General features: G+C 51.3%; 17 protein-coding genes. 12 read left to right on the top strand and 5 right to left on the bottom strand.

Features of this window, described 5'->3' with window-relative positions; genetic code table 11:
- Positions 1 to 27: 27 nt before the first annotated feature.
- The 7 genes from U868_RS0101220 to U868_RS0101190 all read left to right on the top strand — a co-directional run bounded on the left by U868_RS0101220 (position 28) and on the right by U868_RS0101190 (position 7,780).
- Complete coding sequence (locus tag U868_RS0101220) at positions 28 to 357, top strand: YbaB/EbfC family nucleoid-associated protein (protein WP_015422952.1); 330 nt, start codon at positions 28 to 30, stop codon at positions 355 to 357.
- Positions 357 to 974: a recombination mediator RecR gene (recR, locus tag U868_RS0101215; protein ID WP_025151701.1), complete on the top strand. Its 618-nt coding sequence runs from the start codon at positions 357 to 359 to the stop codon at positions 972 to 974. Before U868_RS0101220 ends, recR begins: the two co-directional genes overlap by 1 nt.
- Before the next feature lie 162 nt (positions 975 to 1,136).
- Complete coding sequence (gene htpG / locus U868_RS0101210) at positions 1,137 to 3,011, top strand: molecular chaperone HtpG (RefSeq protein WP_025151700.1); 1,875 nt, start codon at positions 1,137 to 1,139, stop codon at positions 3,009 to 3,011.
- A gap of 211 nt (positions 3,012 to 3,222) precedes the next feature.
- Entirely contained in the window at positions 3,223 to 3,867 is a 645-nt protein-coding gene (gene adk / locus U868_RS0101205) for an adenylate kinase (protein WP_025151699.1), read from the top strand.
- A gap of 338 nt (positions 3,868 to 4,205) precedes the next feature.
- Positions 4,206 to 5,162 (top strand): ferrochelatase, encoded by a 957-nt coding sequence (gene hemH / locus U868_RS0101200; RefSeq protein WP_025151698.1) that lies wholly within the window; start codon positions 4,206 to 4,208, stop codon positions 5,160 to 5,162.
- A 222-nt stretch (positions 5,163 to 5,384) separates the two neighbouring features.
- Positions 5,385 to 6,374, top strand: coding sequence for a Wzz/FepE/Etk N-terminal domain-containing protein (locus U868_RS0101195; RefSeq protein ID WP_025151697.1), 990 nt, complete (start codon positions 5,385 to 5,387; stop codon positions 6,372 to 6,374).
- A gap of 95 nt (positions 6,375 to 6,469) precedes the next feature.
- On the top strand, positions 6,470 to 7,780 hold the full coding sequence (locus U868_RS0101190) for an inosine/guanosine kinase (RefSeq protein WP_025151696.1): 1,311 nt from the start codon (positions 6,470 to 6,472) through the stop codon (positions 7,778 to 7,780).
- Between the two features lie 40 nt (positions 7,781 to 7,820).
- Here the strand turns inward: U868_RS0101190 and U868_RS0101185 are convergent, their stop codons facing one another.
- Entirely contained in the window at positions 7,821 to 9,518 is a 1,698-nt protein-coding gene (locus U868_RS0101185) for a calcium-binding protein (protein WP_051583006.1), read from the bottom strand.
- Between the two features lie 384 nt (positions 9,519 to 9,902).
- On the opposite strand from U868_RS0101185, the gene U868_RS0101180 reads away from it, so the two are divergent.
- Both U868_RS0101180 and U868_RS0101175 read left to right on the top strand, forming a co-directional pair.
- Complete coding sequence (locus U868_RS0101180) at positions 9,903 to 10,193, top strand: hypothetical protein (RefSeq protein ID WP_025151694.1); 291 nt, start codon at positions 9,903 to 9,905, stop codon at positions 10,191 to 10,193.
- Position 10,194: 1 nt separating this feature from the next.
- Positions 10,195 to 10,485: a hypothetical protein gene (locus U868_RS0101175; RefSeq protein WP_025151693.1), complete on the top strand. Its 291-nt coding sequence runs from the start codon at positions 10,195 to 10,197 to the stop codon at positions 10,483 to 10,485.
- Between the two features lie 57 nt (positions 10,486 to 10,542).
- Here the strand turns inward: U868_RS0101175 and ybaL are convergent, their stop codons facing one another.
- Positions 10,543 to 12,360, bottom strand: a complete 1,818-nt coding sequence (gene ybaL, locus U868_RS0101170) for a YbaL family putative K(+) efflux transporter (protein WP_025151692.1) — start codon at positions 12,358 to 12,360, stop codon at positions 10,543 to 10,545.
- Between the two features lie 608 nt (positions 12,361 to 12,968).
- Between ybaL and ushA the strand changes: the two genes are divergently transcribed.
- The gene (gene ushA, locus U868_RS0101165) at positions 12,969 to 14,636 is read left to right on the top strand and encodes a bifunctional UDP-sugar hydrolase/5'-nucleotidase UshA (protein WP_025151691.1); all 1,668 of its coding nucleotides are present in this window, start codon (positions 12,969 to 12,971) and stop codon (positions 14,634 to 14,636) included.
- A 60-nt stretch (positions 14,637 to 14,696) separates the two neighbouring features.
- On the opposite strand, the gene ybaK is transcribed toward ushA, so the two are convergent.
- The 3 genes from ybaK to copA all read right to left on the bottom strand — a co-directional run bounded on the left by ybaK (position 14,697) and on the right by copA (position 19,076).
- A complete protein-coding gene (gene ybaK, locus U868_RS0101160; protein WP_025151690.1) occupies positions 14,697 to 15,176 on the bottom strand; it encodes a Cys-tRNA(Pro)/Cys-tRNA(Cys) deacylase YbaK in 480 nt (159 codons plus the stop codon).
- Positions 15,177 to 15,227: 51 nt separating this feature from the next.
- A complete protein-coding gene (locus U868_RS0101155) occupies positions 15,228 to 16,037 on the bottom strand; it encodes a TraB/GumN family protein (RefSeq protein WP_025151689.1) in 810 nt (269 codons plus the stop codon).
- 300 nt (positions 16,038 to 16,337) lie between these two features.
- A complete protein-coding gene (gene copA, locus U868_RS0101150) occupies positions 16,338 to 19,076 on the bottom strand; it encodes a copper-exporting P-type ATPase CopA (RefSeq protein WP_025151688.1) in 2,739 nt (912 codons plus the stop codon).
- A gap of 141 nt (positions 19,077 to 19,217) precedes the next feature.
- Between copA and cueR the strand changes: the two genes are divergently transcribed.
- The gene (cueR, locus tag U868_RS0101145) at positions 19,218 to 19,634 is read left to right on the top strand and encodes a Cu(I)-responsive transcriptional regulator (protein WP_025151687.1); all 417 of its coding nucleotides are present in this window, start codon (positions 19,218 to 19,220) and stop codon (positions 19,632 to 19,634) included.
- 174 nt (positions 19,635 to 19,808) lie between these two features.
- A complete protein-coding gene (locus U868_RS0101140) occupies positions 19,809 to 21,497 on the top strand; it encodes a ShlB/FhaC/HecB family hemolysin secretion/activation protein (protein ID WP_025151686.1) in 1,689 nt (562 codons plus the stop codon).
- Positions 21,498 to 21,499 lie beyond the last annotated feature (2 nt).

The following is a 21,499-nucleotide window of genomic DNA, read 5'->3' as shown; positions in this document are numbered from 1 at the left end:
ACGCAATTCAGTCAAAGAGAGAAAACTATGTTCGGTAAAGGCGGTTTGGGCAATCTCATGAAACAAGCCCAGCAAATGCAGGATAAAATGCAGCAGATGCAGGAAGAGATTGCAAATACGGAAGTCACCGGTGAATCCGGTGCAGGCCTGGTTAAAGTGACTATCAACGGCGCACATAACTGCCGCCGTGTGGAAATCGATCCAAGCCTGATGGAAGACGACAAAGAGATGCTCGAAGATCTGATTGCTGCCGCATTCAATGATGCCGCGCGTCGTATCGACGAAACCCAGAAAGAAAAAATGGCGTCAGTCTCCAGCGGAATGCAGCTGCCGCCGGGCTTTAAGATGCCGTTCTGATGCAAACCAGTCCGCTTCTTGAAGCACTGATGGACGCCCTGCGCTGCCTGCCGGGCGTCGGGCCGAAATCGGCGCAGCGTATGGCGTTTCAGCTGTTACAGCGCGACCGCAGCGGCGGGATGCGCCTGGCACAGGCGCTGACCCGTGCCATGTCGGAAATCGGTCACTGCCGGGACTGCCGGACGTTTACCGAGCAGGAACAGTGTACTATCTGCGCCAACCCGCGCCGTCAGCAGACCGGCCTTATCTGTGTGGTGGAAAGCCCGGCGGATATCCACGCGATTGAGCAGACAGGACAGTTTTCCGGCCGTTACTTTGTGCTGATGGGACACCTGTCACCGCTGGACGGCATCGGTCCGATGGATATCGGGCTGGATAAACTGGAGGCGAGGCTGGCTCAGGAAACCATCACTGAGGTGATCCTGGCGACCAACCCGACAGTGGAAGGGGAAGCCACCGCCAACTATATTGCGGAAATGTGCGCGCAGTATGATGTCTCCGCCAGCCGTATCGCCCATGGTGTACCGGTCGGCGGTGAGCTGGAAATGGTGGACGGTACGACCTTGTCCCACTCCATTGCCGGACGTCAGAAAATCCGTTACAACAGCGGTTACTGACAGCAATTTTTGCCTGTTACCCGGACAGACGGTCTGTGCCGTCTGTCACTTTTTCTCAGAATTGTCACAAAAAATTCCCCGTTTGCCTTGAAAATGTAAAGACCGGCCCCACCTGATTTTTATCCTGTTTTTTTTCGTTGATAAGTCAGTCTGAGGTTATTCATGAGTCTGCAAGAACAAGAAACCCGTGGTTTTCAGTCAGAAGTAAAACAACTTCTGCAGTTAATGATCCACTCACTTTATTCCAACAAAGAAATTTTCCTGCGCGAGCTTATCTCCAACGCCTCTGATGCGGCCGATAAACTGCGTTTCCGTGCCTTATCCGACAATTCACTGTATGAAAATGACGGCGATCTGCATGTCCGTCTGTCCGCTGATAAAGAAAAACGCACTCTGACCATCAGTGATAACGGTATCGGGATGACCCGTGATGAGGTTATCGACAACCTGGGCACCATTGCCAAATCCGGCACCAAAGCTTTCCTCGAATCGCTCGGCTCTGACGCGGCAAAAGACAGCCAGCTGATCGGTCAGTTCGGGGTGGGTTTCTATTCCGCCTTTATCGTGGCAGACAAAGTCACGGTGATCACCCGTGCCGCAGGTGTGCCGTCTGATCAGGCGGTATTCTGGGAATCGGAAGGGGAAGGGGATTACTCTATCGCCAAAACCCATAAGGATTCACGCGGTACTGAAATCACCCTGCATTTCCGTGAAGGGGAAGATGAGTTCCTCGATGACTGGCGTCTGCGCTCAGTTATCGGCAAATATTCTGATCATATTGCGCTGCCGGTGGAAATCGAAAGCAAAAATGAAGAAGACGGCACTGTTATCTGGGAAAAAATCAACAAAGCTCAGGCACTGTGGACGCGCAATAAAAACGACATCAGTGATGAAGAATATAATGAGTTTTACAAGCATCTCTCCCATGATTTCGCTGATCCGCTGACATGGGCGCATAACCGTGTGGAAGGGAAGCAGGAGTACACCAGCCTGCTCTATATCCCGTCTGTGGCACCGTTTGACCTGTGGCACCGCGACCAGCGTCGTGGCCTGAGCCTGTATGTCCAGCGCGTGTTTATCATGGATGACGCGGAACAGTTTATGCCGAACTATCTGCGCTTTGTGCGCGGTCTGATCGATTCCAATGATCTGCCGCTCAACGTCTCCCGTGAAATTTTACAGGACAGCGCTGTGACCCGCAGCCTGCGCAGCGCACTGACCAAACGTGTTCTGCAGATGCTGGAGAAACTGGCCAATAATGATGCTGAAAAATACCAGACCTTCTGGCAGCAGTTCGGCCTGGTGCTGAAAGAAGGTCCGGGCGAGGACAGCAGCAATGCAGAGCTGATCGCCAAACTGCTGCGTTTTGCCAGCACGAAGGAGGATACCTCCGCGCAGACCGTTTCCCTGGCGGATTATGTATCCCGCATGGCGGAAGGTCAGGAGAAAATTTACTACATCACTGCTGACAGCTATGCGGCTGCGAAAAACAGTCCGCACCTGGAACTGTTCCGCAAGAAAGGTATTGAAGTGCTGCTGCTCTCCGATCGCATCGATGAGTGGATGATGAACTACCTCAATGAATTTGATGGTAAAACCTTCCAGTCTGTCAGCAAAGCGGATGAGTCGCTGGAAAAACTGGCGGATGAAGATCCGGCAGCGAAAGAAGAAGCAGACAAAGAGCTGGCACCGTTTGTTGAGCGGGTGAAAACACTGCTCGGTGATCGCGTGAAAGAAGTGAAACTGACCCACCGTCTGACTTCAACCCCGGCGATTGTCACCACCGATGCTGATGATATGAGCACACAGATGGCGAAATTGTTTGCCGCCGCCGGCCAGCAGGCGCCGGAAGTGAAATACAACTTTGAACTGAACCCGGAACACCCGCTGGTGAAACTGGCTGCAGAACAGCAGGATGAAAGCCGCTTTGCCGACTGGATCAATCTGCTGCTCGATCAGGCGCTGTTTGTTGAACGCGGAACCCTGGAAGATCCGAACGAATTCGTTTCCCGGATGAATAGTCTGTTATTAGGCTAAAAACAGGCGTTCCCGCGACGGGTGAGCGAAATCGCGCATAACCCGCTTAAAAACCACATGATTTCATGACGATCATGTGGTTTTTTTATTGAAGTCAGGAAAAACGAACGGCAGAGTTTCCCCGCTTTTCTTGAGTCCATACCCTGACAAATGGTATGGTAGCTTGTTTTTATCCGAATTATAAAAAAGCAACCAGCAAGGGGTTTACGCAATGCGTATTATTCTGCTCGGCGCTCCGGGCGCCGGTAAAGGGACTCAGGCTCAGTTTATCATGGAAAAATACGGGATCCCTCAGATCTCGACGGGTGACATGCTGCGTGCAGCAGTGAAATCCGGCAGTGAATTGGGTCTCCGGGCAAAAGAACTGATGGACAACGGCAAATTAGTGACTGACGCATTAGTTATCGCACTGGTTAAAGAGCGCATCAAACAGGATGACTGCCGTAACGGCTTCCTGCTGGACGGGTTCCCGCGTACCATTCCGCAGGCAGATGCAATGAAAGAAGCCGGTATCACCGTTGATTTCGTTCTGGAATTTGATGTTCCGGATGAGATTATCGTTGACCGTATTATCGGCCGCCGTGTACATGCGGGCTCAGGCCGTGTGTATCATGTAAAATACAATCCGCCGAAGACAGAAAATAAAGACGACGTGACCGGTGAAGAACTGACCATCCGTAAAGATGATCAGGAAGAGACCGTCCGTAAGCGTCTGGTGGAATACCATCAGCTGACTGCACCACTGATCCAGTACTATCAGAAAGAAGCTCAGATGAGTGACGTGAAATACAACCGTATTGACGGCACCCGTCCGGTAAGCGAAGTCAGTCAGGAATTAGCCCGTATTCTGGGTTAATCCGGCACTTATTTCTGTCAGGCAGCCAAACGGCTGCCTTTTTTTATCCTGATCTGCGGCATACCGGGAGCATACATCAGTATGTGACCGGGGTGACAGAGAGCAGCCAGCGAACCTGCGGACACAGGATGAAGGACGGTGTTCAAAATCATTTTGTTTGCAGGCAGGCGGCAAACGAAGGCACACCGGGAGCATACATCAGTATGTGACCGGGGTGACAGAGAGCAGCCAGCGAACCTGCGGACAAAAGAATGAAGAACATGGCAGAAAAGAATAAGAATCATTACATACAATACATTACCCTGACAATCATTCTCAGTTGCTGACAGGATTTTCTGATGACAAATCAATACAAACGCGGCGTTTTACTGGTTAATTTAGGGACTCCGGATGCGCCGGAAACCCCGGCGGTAAAACGCTATCTGAAGCAGTTCCTGAGTGACCCGCGTGTGGTGGATGTCTCTCCGCTGCTCTGGCAGTGTATTCTGCGCGGTATTGTGCTGCCGTTCCGCTCACCGCGTGTGGCGAAGCTTTATCAGTCTGTCTGGATGGAAGAGGGTTCCCCGCTGCTGGTATACAGCCGCCGCCAGCAGGCGGCACTGGCTGCACAGATGCCGGGGACACCGGTGGAACTGGGGATGAGCTATGGCTCGCCGCCGCTGGAATCTGCGGTTGATGCCCTTCTGGCGCAGGGCGTGACACATCTGGATGTTCTGCCGCTGTATCCGCAGTATTCCTGCTCAACCACCGCTGCGGTCTTTGACGGGCTGGCGGATATCTTTAAACGCCGCCGGACATTCCCGTCACTCCGTTTTATCCGCAGTTACGCGACTCACCCGCTCTATATTGAGGCACTGGCACAGTCGGCAGAAGCGGCATTCGCAAAACACGGGGTGCCTGACCGGCTGATTTTGTCCTATCACGGTATTCCTGTCCGTTATGCGAAAGAAGGGGATATTTACCCGGCGGAATGTGAAGCGACAACAGCATTACTGCGGGAAAGACTTAATTTCCCGGCAGAACGTATCATGCACACTTATCAGTCCCGCTTTGGCCGCGAGCCGTGGCTTACGCCTTATACTGATGAAACCATGAAGTTATTACCCTCAAAAGGCGTTAAATCCGTTCAGGTGATGTGTCCGGGGTTTTCTGCGGACTGTCTGGAAACATTAGAAGAAATCAGGGAACAGAATAAAACATTCTTTTTGTCTTCAGGAGGGGTTGAATATCATTACATTCAGTCTCTTAATGATGATGAAATTCATATAAAACTAATGCGGACGTTAGTTGGTTAGTTTTTTCACATACCAATCTGGAATAGTCCGAAATATACCACTGCTATGCGTAGAATTTTAAGGAATTAATGTTAACATTACCTATGTGACAATTAATTAGCTGAAAAATGGCAGATATTACTGTTCATTTTAAGTAAAATTCAGTATTTCACATGACAGATATTACTGTTTATTTTACCTAAAATTCAGTATTTCATTGCAGACAGGACGGGTGCTACGGATATGGTGAATGAGAAAGGGTCAGTTAACCTTAATAATGACGAGATCGATATTATTGATCTGCTGAAGCTGTTGTACCGGCATAAGATTTTTATCGTCATTGTGACCGTATTATTCGCTGCCGCCGGGTTTGGTGTCGCCAAAATACTGCCGCAGAAATGGACCAGCACAGCCGAAGTGACGGAGACAGATCTCCGCGATATGCCGGATCTGGATAACGTCCGTCTGCAGATGAATGCACTTAACGTGTCTGCGGTCTCTGATTTACCTGCGGCATTTAATGTTTTCGGTACGGTCTGGCAGTCGCCGTCAGTACAGGAATCATTTCGTCTCTCACAGGGGGATACCACCGTTTCCGGATCCTTCGGCTTTCAGAAAACGGACGGAAACATACTGGAACCGGCTACCGCCAAAGTCACCTTCACCGCTGCTGATCCGCAGACCGCACAGCAAATGCTGTCGGATTACCTCGATTACACCGCGCAATACAGCCGGAATGTGATGCAGACACAGTTGCAGGAAAACCTCGGGGCTGCGCTGAGTGCCGGTCAGAGCCAGTACCGGGTGGCACTGGTGAAAGCAGAACATCAGCGCGAGCAGACGCTGGCTTACCTGGCGGCGGCAGAACGGATTGCACCGGTGGCGGCTTCTGCCCCGCCTCAGAATCCGGGAGCAGACCCGGTAGCGTCTTACAGTGCCATGGGCCGCCCTGCGGTGACACAGATGATAGACTCCCTGAAAGCACTCGATTTACCGGCGGTGGATGCGGATCTTCTGGACAGAGCCTATACCCTGAAATCCATCAAAAGTATCGCGCCTTTCTCACTGAATATTATTCCGTTCACCGTGACCGAATCCCCGGATCTGCCGGTGGTGAAAGACGGCCCCGGTACGAAAATGTACCTCATTGCATCTGCCTTTTTAGGGTTTATCCTTGCAGTGATGGCGGTTTTTTCATGGAATATGTTTGTTAACAGAAAAAAAACAGCATAATTTCCGGTTGAGCGGACATTGAGGGTTCTGTCCGCTCACATTCTTCGTTGCATTATGATAAAATGCGACATCTTTTTTTCCGGCCATGAACCTTTATGAAATTCCCCGGCAGACGCAAATCCAAACACTATTTCCCGGTCAGCCTGCGTGACCCGTTATTACAGCCAGTCCAGCTGATGAAAGATGATGAAAATACCCGCGCCTATATCGTTGGTATTGATCAGACGCTGGTGGATATTGAAGCCAATGTGGATGATGATTTTATCCGCCGTTATCAGCTCAGCCGCGGGCATTCGCTGGTCATTGAGGATGATGTGGCTGAAGAGCTCTACCGGGAGCTGATTGAGCGTTCGCTGATCACGCATGAATTTGCCGGCGGCACTATCGGTAATACTCTCCACAATTATTCCGTCCTGGCAGACGACCGTTCTGTGCTGCTGGGCACCATGTGCAATAATATTCAGATTGGCAGCTATGCCTATTATTATCTGTGCAACACATCCAGCCGTATGGATCTCAACTATTTACAGGGTGTTGACGGCCCGATTGGCCGCTGTTTTACCCTGATCAGTGAAAACGGCGAGCGGACATTTGCCATCAGCCCTGGGCTGATGAACCAGCTGCGTCCGGAAAGCATTCCGGAAGCGATCATTGCGGAAGCCTCCGCACTGGTGCTGACCGCCTATCTGGTGCGCTGCAAACCGGGCGAACCGATGCCGGATGCCACCATAAAAGCCATTGAATACGCGAAAAAACATGATGTGCCGGTGATCCTGACACTGGGCACCAAACATGTGATTGCGGAAGATCCGCAGTGGTGGCGTGATTTCCTCGCGGAAAACGTCTCTGTGCTGGCAATGAATGAAGAAGAAGCGCTGGCACTGACCGGAATTGCCGACCCGCTTCTGGCGTCAGATAAAGCTCTCGATTGGGTGGATCTGGTGCTGTGTACCGCAGGTCCTGCCGGGTTATATATGGCCGGTTATTCAGAAAAAGAATTTATGCGCGAAACCACCCACCCGCTGTTACCGGGCGCACTGGCGGAATTTAACCGTTATGAATTCAGCCGAGCAATGCGTCAGAAAGATTGTCAGGATGCAGCGCGGGTCTATTCCCATATCGAGCCTTATATGGGCGGCCCGGATAAGATAATGAACACCAACGGTGCCGGCGACGGGGCATTATCGGCATTACTGCATGACATTACGGCCAACAGCTATCACCGGATGAATATCCCTAACTCCAGTAAGCACCAGCGCCGCTATCTGACCTACTCTTCTCTGGCACAGGTCTGCAAATATGCCAACCGTGTCAGCTATCAGGTACTGATTCAGCACTCACCGCGTCTGACCAAAGGGTTACCGGACCGGGAAGACAGCCTGGAAGAATCATACTGGGAACGCTGATAAAAATACCGGATATAAAAAACGCCGGAATTTTCCGGCGTCAGATAACGCTCAGTACCTGATTTTTAACTAACATATCTAATGTATAATCATGGACAGTAATAACATGATCCGGATGTGTAATAACAACATTTCCGCCGGAATTATGTCCGTGAGACAGTACATCATTCACATCTTTAAATATATCTGATGTAAACAGAATAACATCATGATCACCGGCATACTGATTGAAATCCATAATATCTGTTTTTCCGCCGCTGTTTTTGTCAAAATGAAAAATGTCATCACCTGTCCCGCCAAATAAAATATCATTGCCCTTACCCCCGTACAGAAAATCATTTTCCCCGCCGCTGTATAATTCATCATTACCATCGTTGCCAATCAATACATCATTGCCTTGTCCGCTGACCAGCAGACTGCCGGTTTTCAGAGCGTGCAGTGTATTGTTACCTGCCGGGGAAAAAACGGCACTGCCGGTTAAATCATCAGCCTCATCAGTACCTGTTACTGATTTTTTATAACGAATTTTTCCTTCCTGTTTAACGGAAAATAAAGATTTATTTCCCGGTGTATTATGAATGGAATAGATCTTATTATATTCGGATGAAAATTCAGCTTTTTCAATATCTCTGACTTTTTTCATTCCGCTGCCGTCTTTTGGCCTGAAAAATACAAATTCACCTGATCTGTAACAATCCCAGTCTTTGGCATAACCATGCAATAACAGTGTATCCGTACCGGTTCCGCCGTTGATTACGTCTGCACCATAACCGGGTTTTATTTTATCATTACCCGGTCCGGCTGAAATATAATCACCTGCATTATTTCCTTTTAACATATTATTGTATTGATTCCCGAGAATAAATGCCGGTTTACCGTAATGTCCGGTATCCGGATAAATATCACCCACCCATTTTGTATTGCGCATCAGACGGGATAAATTATCGATGATAATAACACTGTCTTTATTCATCAGCGGATAAAACTCAGAGGTCGCAATACGTTCCCAGCTGTCTGTGATCATATTAATAACATGAGGCGTCCAGCCGACCGGGATATTCAGTAACGACTTCGCGAGATAATTTCCGCCACCGATCAGATTAAGAGAGTGCGGATCATCGAAAGAAATAACATTGTTGAGCGTGGAGTTATAATGCCGATCCGGATTGACCACAAAGGGTTTAGTCCCGGAAAGCGCGTCAAAAAAGGAACCGGCGTCACCGGCAATACGGAATACCGCATCATTTTCAAATCCGGCATTCAGAACAGAGCCGTCATCATGAATATAAGGACTGGCAAATGCAATGTAATTGCTGTTTTTAAAGAATCCGCCCGCCAGTGTCTCTCTGGCTTTCGCATTGATATTAACCAGTCCGCCCCCCAGACTATTTCCGGTGATAATAATATCTTGTGCAGATAAATTGTTTTTTACAGCCAATGATTTTACCGCATTCAGTAACGGCTCGAGGTGCGGTGTTATATTGCCATTATTTAATTGTGTATAATCCGGAATATCAAGGAGGTCATTAGTACCCGTCCAGGAGAGTGCGATATTCTGTATTTTATTCTGATGGTCAAATTTCCCCAGAATACGAGATTGCAGCCCCATTGACGAAATGATTTTACCGGTTACCGGGCTTGTTACTTTATAATAACCGAAGCTGTCAACGGCACTGTCAGGTAAGTTCAGTTCTGCTGGTTTCAGTTCGCGCCATCCGGGCGGGATACTGACATTCATTTTACCGGGTATCCAATGGAGTGATGATGAGAGAGGCTCAAGTATCTTAGTAATAATTCCGGCAGCAGGAATAAACCTGAACATCATATAAAGATTATCATACATTGCAATTCGTTTTGCAGTAATAACTAAGCTGATTGATTCATTTTTTGAATAATTCCTGTAATTAAATAACATGGGCAGACCCTTTCAGTAGCGTAGTGAAGCGGTTTTATTGTTTATGTTACAGGTAATAACGCAGGGTTAGCATGAAAACAAGGGTTTTATTTATGACAAAAATATCAAAAAATAGTTATCATTATTACTGCAGGACAAAATTAGGTTTTCAGGATGATTTTTTTTTGTGCAGGATAAAGCGTTATTCTTTATTCATCAGGAGGCTCAATGCTTGATAATGGTCAGTATTTTATTGCTGTGTTACTGAGTCTGGTTAATATTATCTGTTTCAGGCGGGCAATACTAAAACAAACAATAATAAACAAAGTAATTATATCCATATTTGTATCATTATTCTTTGTCACCGTATTTCCTCTTTTAAAGTTAAGTATATTAAAAGAGGTGTATTTCAATTTTTCATTTTGTACAGATACTCATTATGTTATGGCTGTTATCGCAGGCGGTGTTATGAATCTGATCTCACTATGGGTATCAGACTCTGTAAAAAGGATTAAATAATATGAAATTATTAGCCAGATATATGATGGAAAGTGTTTCAGGTGCAGGTAATCAGGATAACATTGATAATATTAAATTTATAAATGACCTGGTATTAACGGCTGCAATAGGTGCATCAATGACACCTGCAGCACCAGTGGTCGGAGCCGGAACTGCGGTGGTAGGTAGTTTAATTCACGACGGTATAAAACAACTTCCTGTCAATGTACCAATACCTATACTTGTTAATCCGACACAAATCACACCCGAGCAGATGGAAATGTACAGAAATTATTTTAATTCACAGCACTAAGCATCAGATACAAGCCCGGAAAATCCGGGCTTGTATTTCACAGCGGATTAAAACAGATTATGCCGACGGATGCGGATTCTGGTTTTCCGGGGCGGTATCTGCTTCCGGTTTGCGCAACATCTCATGCAGTGAGCGGCCTTCTGTCTCTGCTTCCGGTGCGGTTTCTGCCGCCGGATTGATGTTGACCGGGCAGCCAAATTCATGGTCGGTCTGGTTTTCCGTCAGCAAAGAGCTCATTGCGCGGGCGATTTCAAACTCACCAATTACCACACGGTTTGCACCGCGCTCCATAATATAGGTACGCTCATCGTCATAATGCGCGCGGACAATGATCGTCATATGCGCATTCATGGCGCGGGCTTTGGCGACAATCTCACCGGCCTCATAACCGTTCGGAATAGTCAGCAGCAGCGCACTGGCGCAATCGGCACGGGCAAGATCCAGTACATCCTGTGCCACCGCGTTACCCATCACGGAAGGGTAGCCGCGTTCTGCGAGTTCCTCGAAACGGGCGCGGGTATCTTCCACCACCACAACCGGATACCCTTTATTATGCAGCTTATCCGCCAGCATCGCACCGACACGGCCATAGCCGACAATAATGGTATGTCCGCAGATATTGACCGGCACCTGGGTGATTTCTTCCAGCGTTTCCTCTTCCTGCTGCTCTTCCGGCGTCTCGGTTTTATCCAGATAGCGGTCCAGCAGCGTAAACAGCACCGGGTTGAGCATGATAGAGACAATCGCACCGGCCAGGATCAGGTCATTGGCCTGGCGGTTGAGGACCTCCAGCGTGACCCCCATTCCGGCGAGGATAAATGCGAATTCCCCGATTTGCGCAAGGCTGACGGCAACAGTCAGGGCTGTTCGCCGGTTATGGCCGAACATCCTCACCAGCAGCAGAGCGGCGGCGGATTTACCGATGATAATAATTGCCAGTACACCGAGCACGCCCAGCGGGTGGTTAATCAGCACCATCGGGTCAAACAGCATCCCGACAGAGACAAAGAACAGTACCGCGAAAGCATCACGCAGCGGCAGGGTATCCTGTGCGGCACGGTGGCTCAGCTCTGACTCATTGAGCACCATACCGGCAAAGAACGCGCCGAGGGCAAACGAGGCATCAAACAGGGCGACGGCGGCATAAGCAATACCCAGCGCCAGCACCAGCACTGCCAGGGTAAACAGCTCGCGGGAGCCGGTAGCGGCTGTTTTGGCAAGTAACCACGGGATCACACGGCGGCCGATAAAAATCATAATCAGGATGAATGCCACGACCTTACCGATAGTAACGCTCAGGCTCATCAGCAGTTCTGATGTGCTGGCACTGGATTCCGGATTATTAATGATAGAGGCGGCAGCCGGTAACAGTACCAGGGTTAACACCATGGCGAGGTCTTCGACAATCAGCCAGCCGATAGCTATCTGACCGCGCTGGCTCTCTATCAGCTGCCGCTCTTCCAGGGCGCGCAGCAGCACCACGGTACTCGCGGTGGATAAACTCAGACCAAATACGATCCCGGTAAATAATCCCCAGCCGAACAGGGCGGAAAGGCCGAGACCCAGAATGGTGGCGACAGCTATCTGACAGATAGCGCCGGGAATAGCGATATTTTTAACCGCCAGCAGATCTTTCAGTGAAAAATGGAGTCCGACCCCGAACATCAGCAGAATAACCCCGATTTCCGCCAGTTCCGGTGCCAGAGACGCATCGGCAACGAATCCAGGGGTAAAAGGGCCTGCTAACACACCCGCCGCCAGATAACCCACTAACGGGGAAATCTTTAACCGCTGCGCTAACATACCGAGTAAATAAGCGAGAACGAGACCGCCAACAATAGTTGTGATAAGAGGCGTTGAATGCACTTTTTTCATTCTCCTTTTGATTAGTGGTGTGAACGGATGAGGGCTGACTATAAATATAATACATGTTTCCGTGATATAAATCGCGTTAAAAATATAACTAATTATGTAAAAAACAGGACTTAACAGCAGATACCATTCAGCTTTAACTATTTTCAGCTTATTCTGCTCTTTGTGATCCCCGTTGCCGCCGTCATTGGTTTACTTTAATCGTTTACATTATTGTTAGTTAACAATGTGTTGAGGTTATTTAATCTGTTTTTAATATCGATAATGATATATTTATAAAAATAACCTGAAAAAAATAGGTTTAATTGCGATATTTATGCCGGTAACAGCACTGTAATATCTCCGCAGTATAAAATAACCGCACTGTCACCTGGTGGATAAATACCTGATTTTTCTCTGTTGTATATTGATATTTAACGATTTTTTAAGGATTCGTTCTCGTATTTGTGCGGATCCGTAAAATGACAAAATATCGATTCAGGTCGCACTTTTTTTGCTGTGTTTATCATAACGGGTGTAAAAATTTGTGAATTTTCATCATACTTTCAGCAGAACGCCGGAGAGAGTTGTTTCTGTGCCGGTATCATTATTCAGACACACAGGGAATGACCATGACATTTACACTGAAAACCACAGCCTGTGCGCTGGCGGTATCTGCAATACTTTTTCCGGCGCTGGCGAATGCCTGGGAAAAAGATAAAACCTATGACATCACCATTCTGCACACCAATGACCACCACGGCCATTTCTGGCAGAACGATCACGGTGAATACGGCCTGTCCGCTCAGAAAACGCTGGTAGACGGGATCCGTAAGGAAGTGGCGGAAAAGGGCGGTTCGCTGCTGCTGCTTTCCGGCGGTGATATCAATACCGGCGTGCCTGAATCTGATTTACAGAATGCCGAGCCGGATTTCAAAGGGATGAACCTGGTCGGTTATGATGCGATGGCGCTGGGCAACCACGAGTTTGATAATCCGCTTGAAACGCTGCGTACTCAGGAAAAATGGGCCACATTCCCGTTCCTGTCCGCCAATATCTATAAGAAAAGCACCGGTGAACGCCTGTTTAAACCGTATGCCATCTTTGATAAGCAGGGCGTGAAAATTGCGGTGATTGGTCTGACAACGGATGATACAGCGAAAATCGGGAACCCGGGTAACTTCCCGGATACGGAATTCCGCGTTCCGGCAGACGAAGCTAAAAAAGTGGTTGAAGCACTGCGTGAAACCGAAAAGCCGGACATCATCATCGCCGCCACCCATATGGGACACTACGATGACAGCAATCACGGCTCCAACGCCCCCGGGGATGTGGAAATGGCACGCAGCCTGCCGGCCGGTTATCTGGATATGATTGTCGGCGGTCACTCGCAGGATCCGGTCTGTATGCAGCCGGAAAACAAGAATTACAAAATCGCCGATTACGTTCCCGGCACCCCGTGTGCGCCGGATAACCAGAACGGCACCTGGATTGTACAGGCTCATGAATGGGGCAAGTATGTGGGACGTGCGGATTTTCAGTTCCGCAACGGTGAGTTCACGCTGAAGCATTATCAGCTTATCCCGGTGAACCTGAAGAAAAAAGTCACCAAAGAAGACGGCACATCAGAGCGGGTGTATTACACCGCTGAAATCAGCGAAAGCCCGGAAATGCTGAAACTGCTGACACCGTATCAGGAAAAAGGCAATGAGCAGCTGAATATTAAAGTCGGCTCGGTTGACAGCAAACTGGAAGGTGATCGCAGCAAAGTCCGTTTTGTACAGACCAGCATGGGGCACCTGCTGCTGGCGGCGCAAAAAGAACGGGCGAATGCGGATTTCGCTATTATGAGCGGCGGCGGTGTGCGTGATTCTATCGAACCGGGTGACATCACCTATAAAAATGTGCTGAAAGTGCAGCCGTTTGCCAACGAACTGGTGTATATCGATTTCAAAGGCAGCGAAGTGCTGCCGTATCTGACCGCCGTGGCAAATATGAAAACCGATTCAGGGGCTTATGCGCAGTTTTATAATGTCGGCCTGATCCTGAATAAAGACGGCTCCGTGAGTGATGTGACGATTGACGGCAAACCGCTGGATCCGGCAAAAACCTACCGTATGGCGACACTGAACTTCAATGCGATCGGCGGGGATGGTTATCCGAAAATTGATTCTCATCCGGGCTATGTCAATACCGGCTTTGTCGATGCGGAAGTACTGAAAGGGTATATTGAAGCCCATTCACCGCTGAAAGCGGCAGATTATGAGCCGAAGGGCGAAATTATTTATAAAAACAAATAATTGATTGTCTGAATAATAAAAAATCGGGGGCACTTCAACCCCCGTTTTTTATTCGGTATATCAGTCCCGTTTCGCGACCGGGGCAAATTTACCGTCCAGCACTTTTGCCAGATCCTGCGGCGCCAGTTCGATATCCAGGCCGCGCTTGCCGCCGGAAACGAAAATAGTGGCAAATTCCTGAGCCCCCTCATCAATCAGGGTCGGCAGGCGTTTTTTCTGCCCCAGCGGGCTGATCCCGCCCACCAGATAACCGGTGACTTTCTGTGCATTCACCGGGTCGGCCATTTCTGCTTTTTTCACACCAAGGGCTTTGGCCACTGCTTTTAAATCAAGCTGTTCTGATACCGGGGTGACGGCCACGGCAAGGTGTTTATTATCACCGTTCAGTGCCACCAGCAGGGTTTTGTATACCTGACGGGCATCGATATTGAGTTTGCGGACCGCTTCATCACCGAAATTATGATCATTCGGATCATGTTCGTAAGGATGGAGGGTGAATGAAATCCGGTTTTTTTCCAGAAGTTTTACAGCCGGTGTCATAGGTCTTTCCTTGCAGATAATTCAGACGGCAGTGTCACAAGGTCTGCCAGTTTAACACAAAATGGACGGCAGATTATGGTCGCCGTAAAGATGCAGTGCGCCGACCGCCACCACATAATTGCCGGGCGGCAGTTGCGTCAGCCGGATTTTCCAGGCGTCATTGCGGTTTATCATCAGGTGCTGATACGTCTGCTCGCTGAAGGTGGCGGGTAGTGGCTGTGCGAGTTTTTCCGGCCGGTAATCGAGCCACCAGCCGAGCATAATCTGAAGGGCCCGTGCATTGTCATGCCAGTAGGCCAGGGTATCTTCCAGCAGGCTCAGTCCTTCGTCCGGGAAATCCAGCAGCATCTGCAGCTGTGCCTGTGTGCCTTCCAGCTCAAAAACGGGGATATTCTGTCCGTGAGCGGCATTGAGCATCTGATAATCAATGCCGTAATGCGGCCGCAGCCCGAGACTTTGTGCCTGGGCGGACTGCAGGATCAGCGCCACCTGCCAGGCAGGCAGGGTATCCAGCGTCTGTACCGGCTGGCGTTGTTCCTCACAATACCGGCGGTAGTCGTTTCTCAGGTGCTCCGGTAAGCGCTCACTTACCGGCAGACGGGGGGATTCCGGGGCCTGTCCCGGGAACGGCGGTGCCGGACGGGTGATATCTGCTTCCACAATCAGGCCATCAGCATGGTTAATTCTTTCCAGCAGCGGGCCGGGCAGCGGATACATGGCTTCCGACCCCATATGAATACTGCCGACCAGGTGCAGTGAGATATCCCCGGGCAATGTGAGGTCAACCGAAGGCCAGGTGCAGCCACCCTGCGGATCAGGCGGGATAAGGTAATCTTTCAGCCGGCGGAACAGTGTTTTCATGACGACTCCTGTCGTGAAACGATACCTTAGTTGACTGCAAGCGCACTTTTTTTTCAACCCTGATAAGTCATATCCGGTTAATCAGCAGGAAAAAAATAAGGGAGCGAAGTATTCGCTCCCGTCAGGCCGTTGACAAACCCGCAGGGGTTGGCGACGACCGGCAGAGGTTGTAAAAATAAACCAGAAAAATCAATTTATTGATTTTCGGCTGATAACACAAAGCAGGAAAAACCACGCTTTATCCTGCTTTGTCAGCAATCTCAAGGGAGCGAATCATTCGCTTCCTTATCAGATCAGAGATTAATCTTTCGGTTTAAAACGTAACAGCCGGTTGGCGTTACTGACCACGGTAATGGATGACAGCGCCATGGCCGCCCCTGCCACCACCGGATTCAGCAGTGTGCCGGTGAACGGGAACAGCACCCCGGCGGCGATCGGGATCCCGAGGGTGTTATAAATAAAGGCACCCAGCAGGTTCTGTTTCATGTTGCGCAGTGTCCCTTTCGAGATAGCCACCGCATCAGCCACACCGTGCAGGCTGTGACGCATCAGGGTGATTGCCGCCGTTTCGATGGCGATATCACTGCCGCCGCCCATGGCGATCCCCACATCGGCCCGTGCCAGTGCCGGTGCGTCATTGATACCGTCACCGACCATCGCGACACGGCGTCCGGCCTGCTGTAATTTTTCAATGGCAGCGGCTTTGCCGTCCGGCAGTACACCGGCGATCACTTCATCAATACCGGCTTCTTTGGCGATAGCCCGGGCGGTCACTTCGTTGTCCCCGGTCAGCATCACCAGGCGGTATCCCTGTTTGTGCAGACGCGCCAGCGCACTGACACTGTCCTCACGCAGCGGATCACGGATGGAAAGTATCGCCGCAATATTGCCGTCAACCGCTAGCATTACCGGGGTCACGCCTTTACCGGCCTGGGATTGTACCAGCGCATCCGCTTCCCCGGCGGTGCTGATTTTTTGTGCCTGCATCAGTGCATGGTTACCCAGCAGCAGTGTCCGGCCTTCAGACTCCCCGCTGATCCCCATCCCCGCCAGGGTGCGGAACTGCGTGACAGACGGCAGTGTCAGCGCTTTCGCACGTTCAGTGATGGCCCGGGCCAGCGGGTGATTAGAGCCGCTTTCCAGCGCTGCCGCGAGACGCAGTACATCATCGTCACTGAAACCATTGAAGGTATGGATTTCCGTTACCTGCGGCATGCCTTCGGTCAGGGTCCCGGTTTTGTCGAAAACAATGGTGTCGAGGGTGCTTGCCTGCTGTAACGCATCCGCATCCCGTACCAGCACACCAAACTCAGCGGCGCGTCCGACCCCGGAAATAATCGACATCGGCGTTGCCAGCCCCAGTGCACACGGGCAGGCGATAATCAGTACCGTGGTAATAATCACCAGTGCATAGGTTATCTGCGGTGCAGGGCCGAAGAAGTACCAGACAGCACCGGCGATCAGGGCGATGACCACCACAACCGGCACAAAGACGGCTGAGATTTTGTCCGCCAGCTGGCCGATTTCCGGTTTACTGCTCTGTGCCTGACGCACCAGTTTAATGATGCGTGCCAGCGTGGTTTTGCTGCCGACAGCGGCGGCACGGAACAGCACGGTGCCGTCCTGCACGGTGGTTCCGGCAGAAACGGTATCGCCGGTGGTTTTCTGCTGCGGGATAGGCTCCCCGGTCAGCATTGCCTCATCCATCCACACTTCGCCTTCCGTGATCTCACCATCGACCGGCACGCGGTCACCGGTGGTCAGGCGCAGGATCATCCCCGGCTGTACATCGGCCAGCGGTACATCTTTTTCCCCTTCCGGCGTCACCACACGGGCGGTCGGCGGAGTCAGATCCAGCAGGCGCTCCAGCGCTTTTGACGAGCGCTGGCGGGCTCGCTGCTCCAGCATATGACCCAGGTTGATCAGACCGATAATCATGGCGCTGGCCTCATAATAGAGGTGACGCGCCTGCGGCGGGAATACATCCGGCCAGAGGTTTACCGTGATGGAATAGAGCCATGCGGCACCGGTGCCGAGAGCCACCAGGGTATCCATCGTTGCACTGCCGTTTTTCAGGGATTGCCAGGCGCTGCGGTAGAAATGCCCGCCCGCCAGAATCATCACCGCCAGGGTGACGATCCCGATGGTCAGCCAGATCCCGTGGTTCGCCGGGGTCAGCATCATATTGTCGCCGATCATCCCCCAGATCATCACCGGGATACCGACTGCCAGTGCCAGAGCAGCCTGCCAGCGGAACCGTTTCATATTAGCGACAGCCACTTCCTGCTGGCGCTCACGGCGTTTGGCATCATCCTGAATCAGCTCTGCGCCGTAACCGGCTTTCTCCACGGCGGCGATCAGCGCATCCGCAGAAGCGTGACCGGTGACCAGCGCACTGCGTTCCGCGAGGTTCACACGGGCATTTTCCACGCCATCCACACTGAGCAGCGCTTTGTGTACTTTGCTCACACAGCTTGCACAGGTCATACCGTCGAGCAGGAAGGAGAGACTGTCGTCGTCCTCCTCAATCACCGGCATGGCAGGGGTATTGTCCGGGGTGGCCGGAATGTCGCAGTGCTCCGCTGACGCAGCCTCAGTCTGAGACGGCGTCAGCGGTTCAGATTTTGGGGAGGCGTTTTCTCCCGCCACCACCGCCTGATAACCGGCGGCTTCCACTGCGCTGATTAAGGTCTGTGCATCGGCGCTGCCGTACACTTTCGCTTCTTTGGTATCAACCACCGCAGCCGCAACACCCTCAACCGCTTCTAATGCACTTTGCGTTTTCGCGGCACATTTCATACAATTCAGCCCGGAAAGCTGTAAAATTGTACCGGGTTTGTCAGCGATCTGAGCCTCGTAACCCGCGTCTTCGATAGTACTGATGAGGGATTGCGCATCCGCATCACCGGTCACTTTGGCAAAATCAAGGGTGACCACGGCAGATTCAACATCCGGGCGGGCGTCGAGTGCTTTTTTCACACTGGCGGTACAATGTCCGCAGGACAGCCCCTGTAACGCAAGAATAGTGGTATTAGCCATACTTTTTTTCCTTACATGTTTCGCATCATCACGCCGCATATCAGCACACGGCGCAAGAGAAAAAATTCTGTTCGGGGGAACGGGAATTTTGATTTACGATGATGTTAAACCTTCCCTCAAGGGTAAGGTCAAGGAGAAGTTATGAATATCAGCGATATTGCACAAAAAACGGGTTTAACGCCAAAAGCGATCCGTTTTTACGAAGATAAATCTTTGATCACGCCACCGGAACGGGGTGAGAACGGATACCGGTATTTCAGTGAACGGCATGTGGATGAACTGACCCTGCTGCGCCAGGCAAAAGAGGTCGGATTCACGCTGGATGAGTGCCGCGAGTTGTTATCGCTGTTCCGTAATCCGAACCGCCATGCGGCGGATGTGAAATCCGCAACGCTGGGTAAAGTGAAGCAGATTGAAAAAACCATTACGGAGCTCACGGCTATCCGTGACCGCCTGCTGACCCTGGCGGAATCCTGTCCCGGGGATGACAGCGCGGAGTGTCCGATCATTGAGCATCTTTCCGGCTGCCGCCACAGCAAACCCGCCTGCCATAAATAATCTGCGCGTCTGCCCGCCGGGCGGACGCCGTCTTACATCCTGTCAGTTAAGTTTTTCTTATTTCTGCCGATAACAGATAAAAGCACGGCTCTTTTCCATCCGGCGTTATACCGGAGAAAACCGGCATTTCTGTCCGCTGAGGCGGTAACTGACGCAAAGGATAAGTAAGACGAATTGACCAAACTGCTGACATTATTCCGCTGCATCGTATTACCGGGGCTGTTTTTCTGTCCGTTATTATATGCGGCACCTTTCCCCGCTGCGGCGGAAAATCCGGGCGCTGATGCCTCGCGCCGGGCGATGCAGGATGCCGCACAACAGGTAAATGACCTGCTGGAGCAGCAGACCTACCGGCAACTGAGCAAACCGCAGACGACGATCACCCCCGCAGAGCCGTTACTGCGTGCGGCAGAGAATGAACACTGTCTGCCGGTCAGCGGCGTGTATCTCTCCGGTATCACACTGTTATCTCAGGACGACCTCCGCTCACTTTCGTCATTGCCCGCAGACTGTATCCGCAGCCGTGATATTAATGTGCTGGTGGCGGAACTGATGGCGCGGTATCTGGCGAAAGGTTATATCACCGCACGGATCCGCTTTTTGCCGGTCAATAATTATCACGAGCTAGGGATCGGCGTGACGGAAGGAACGGTGGAGCTGATCGATGGCGCGGATCGCGGCGTTAATACTGCTCTGTTGTTTCCCGCTCTGGCCGGTAAGCCGCTGAAAATCACCGAACTGGAGCAGGGGCTGGATCAGGCAAACCGCCTTAAATCCAACCATGTCACGATGGATATTCTGCCCGGCAGTGTGCCGGGCGGATCGGTGATCCGGTTGGTTAATCAGCGCGGCACGCCGGCCGGTTTCTCTCTCAGCGCGGATAATTACGGGCAGAAAAGTACCGGACGCAATGTTATCCGCGCTGCAGTCACCGCAGACAGCCCGGCAGGATTATCTGATTTTGTCAGCCTGAGCGGCTCCGCCACAACCGGTAACCCGGCAGCACGTTACAGCCGTTCCGGCATGCTGTTTTACTCCGTCCCTTATGGTGCACTGACGGTCAGCACTTACGGCAGTTTTTCCCGTTACCGGATCAATCAGGTGCTGCGCTATAACCACGTTATTCTGAGCGGGGACAGCGCTCAGGCCGCACTGCGGGCGGATTATGTCATCTTCCGTAACCGCTCACGGATTGATTCACTGATGGCGCAGATGATACACAAACGCAGCCGTAACTACCTCAATGACACACTGATTGGTATCAGCAGCCCGTCCCTGAGTATCGCCGAAGCCGGTTACACCGGGCTGATTCTGGTACCGGGCGGCGTTATCAGCACCTCTTTATCGACGGAAAAGGGCACCACACTGTTCGGGGCCGATACCCGGAACACGCTGCCGGGCCCGGATCCGCAATACACCAAAGGCAAATTTTCACTCAGCTATGTTCAGCAGTTTTCGCTGTCGGAAGACGCCTGGCTGTTTAGCAGTCATCTGGCCGGTCAGTACACACAGGATCACCTCCCCGGGGTGGAGTGGCTGACGCTGTCGGATAACGGCGTGATCAGAGGGTTTCACGACGGCTCGTTATCGGCGGATAAGGGATGGTACTGGCAAAACACCCTTTCCCGCCGTTTTGTCCGGCAGGGGATCACGGTAACGCCCCGCGCCGGTGCGGACTACGGACGGGTTATGGCTCAGACCGGGCAGGCGGGATGGCAGTCTGCCGCGGGTATCGCCGCAGGGGTCAATGTCAGTTACGGCGGCGCACAGCTGGATGCGCAAATCAGCCGCGCCCGGACCTCTGTGGCGGCACTGCCCGCACAGGACACCCTGTTTTCCCTGCGCCTGGGATATCAGTTCTGATC

The organism is Morganella morganii H1r, from assembly GCF_000633515.1.
GTDB classification, from domain to species: Bacteria; Pseudomonadota; Gammaproteobacteria; order Enterobacterales; family Enterobacteriaceae; genus Morganella; species Morganella morganii_B.
This window is presented reverse-complemented; position numbering and strand designations above follow the sequence as displayed.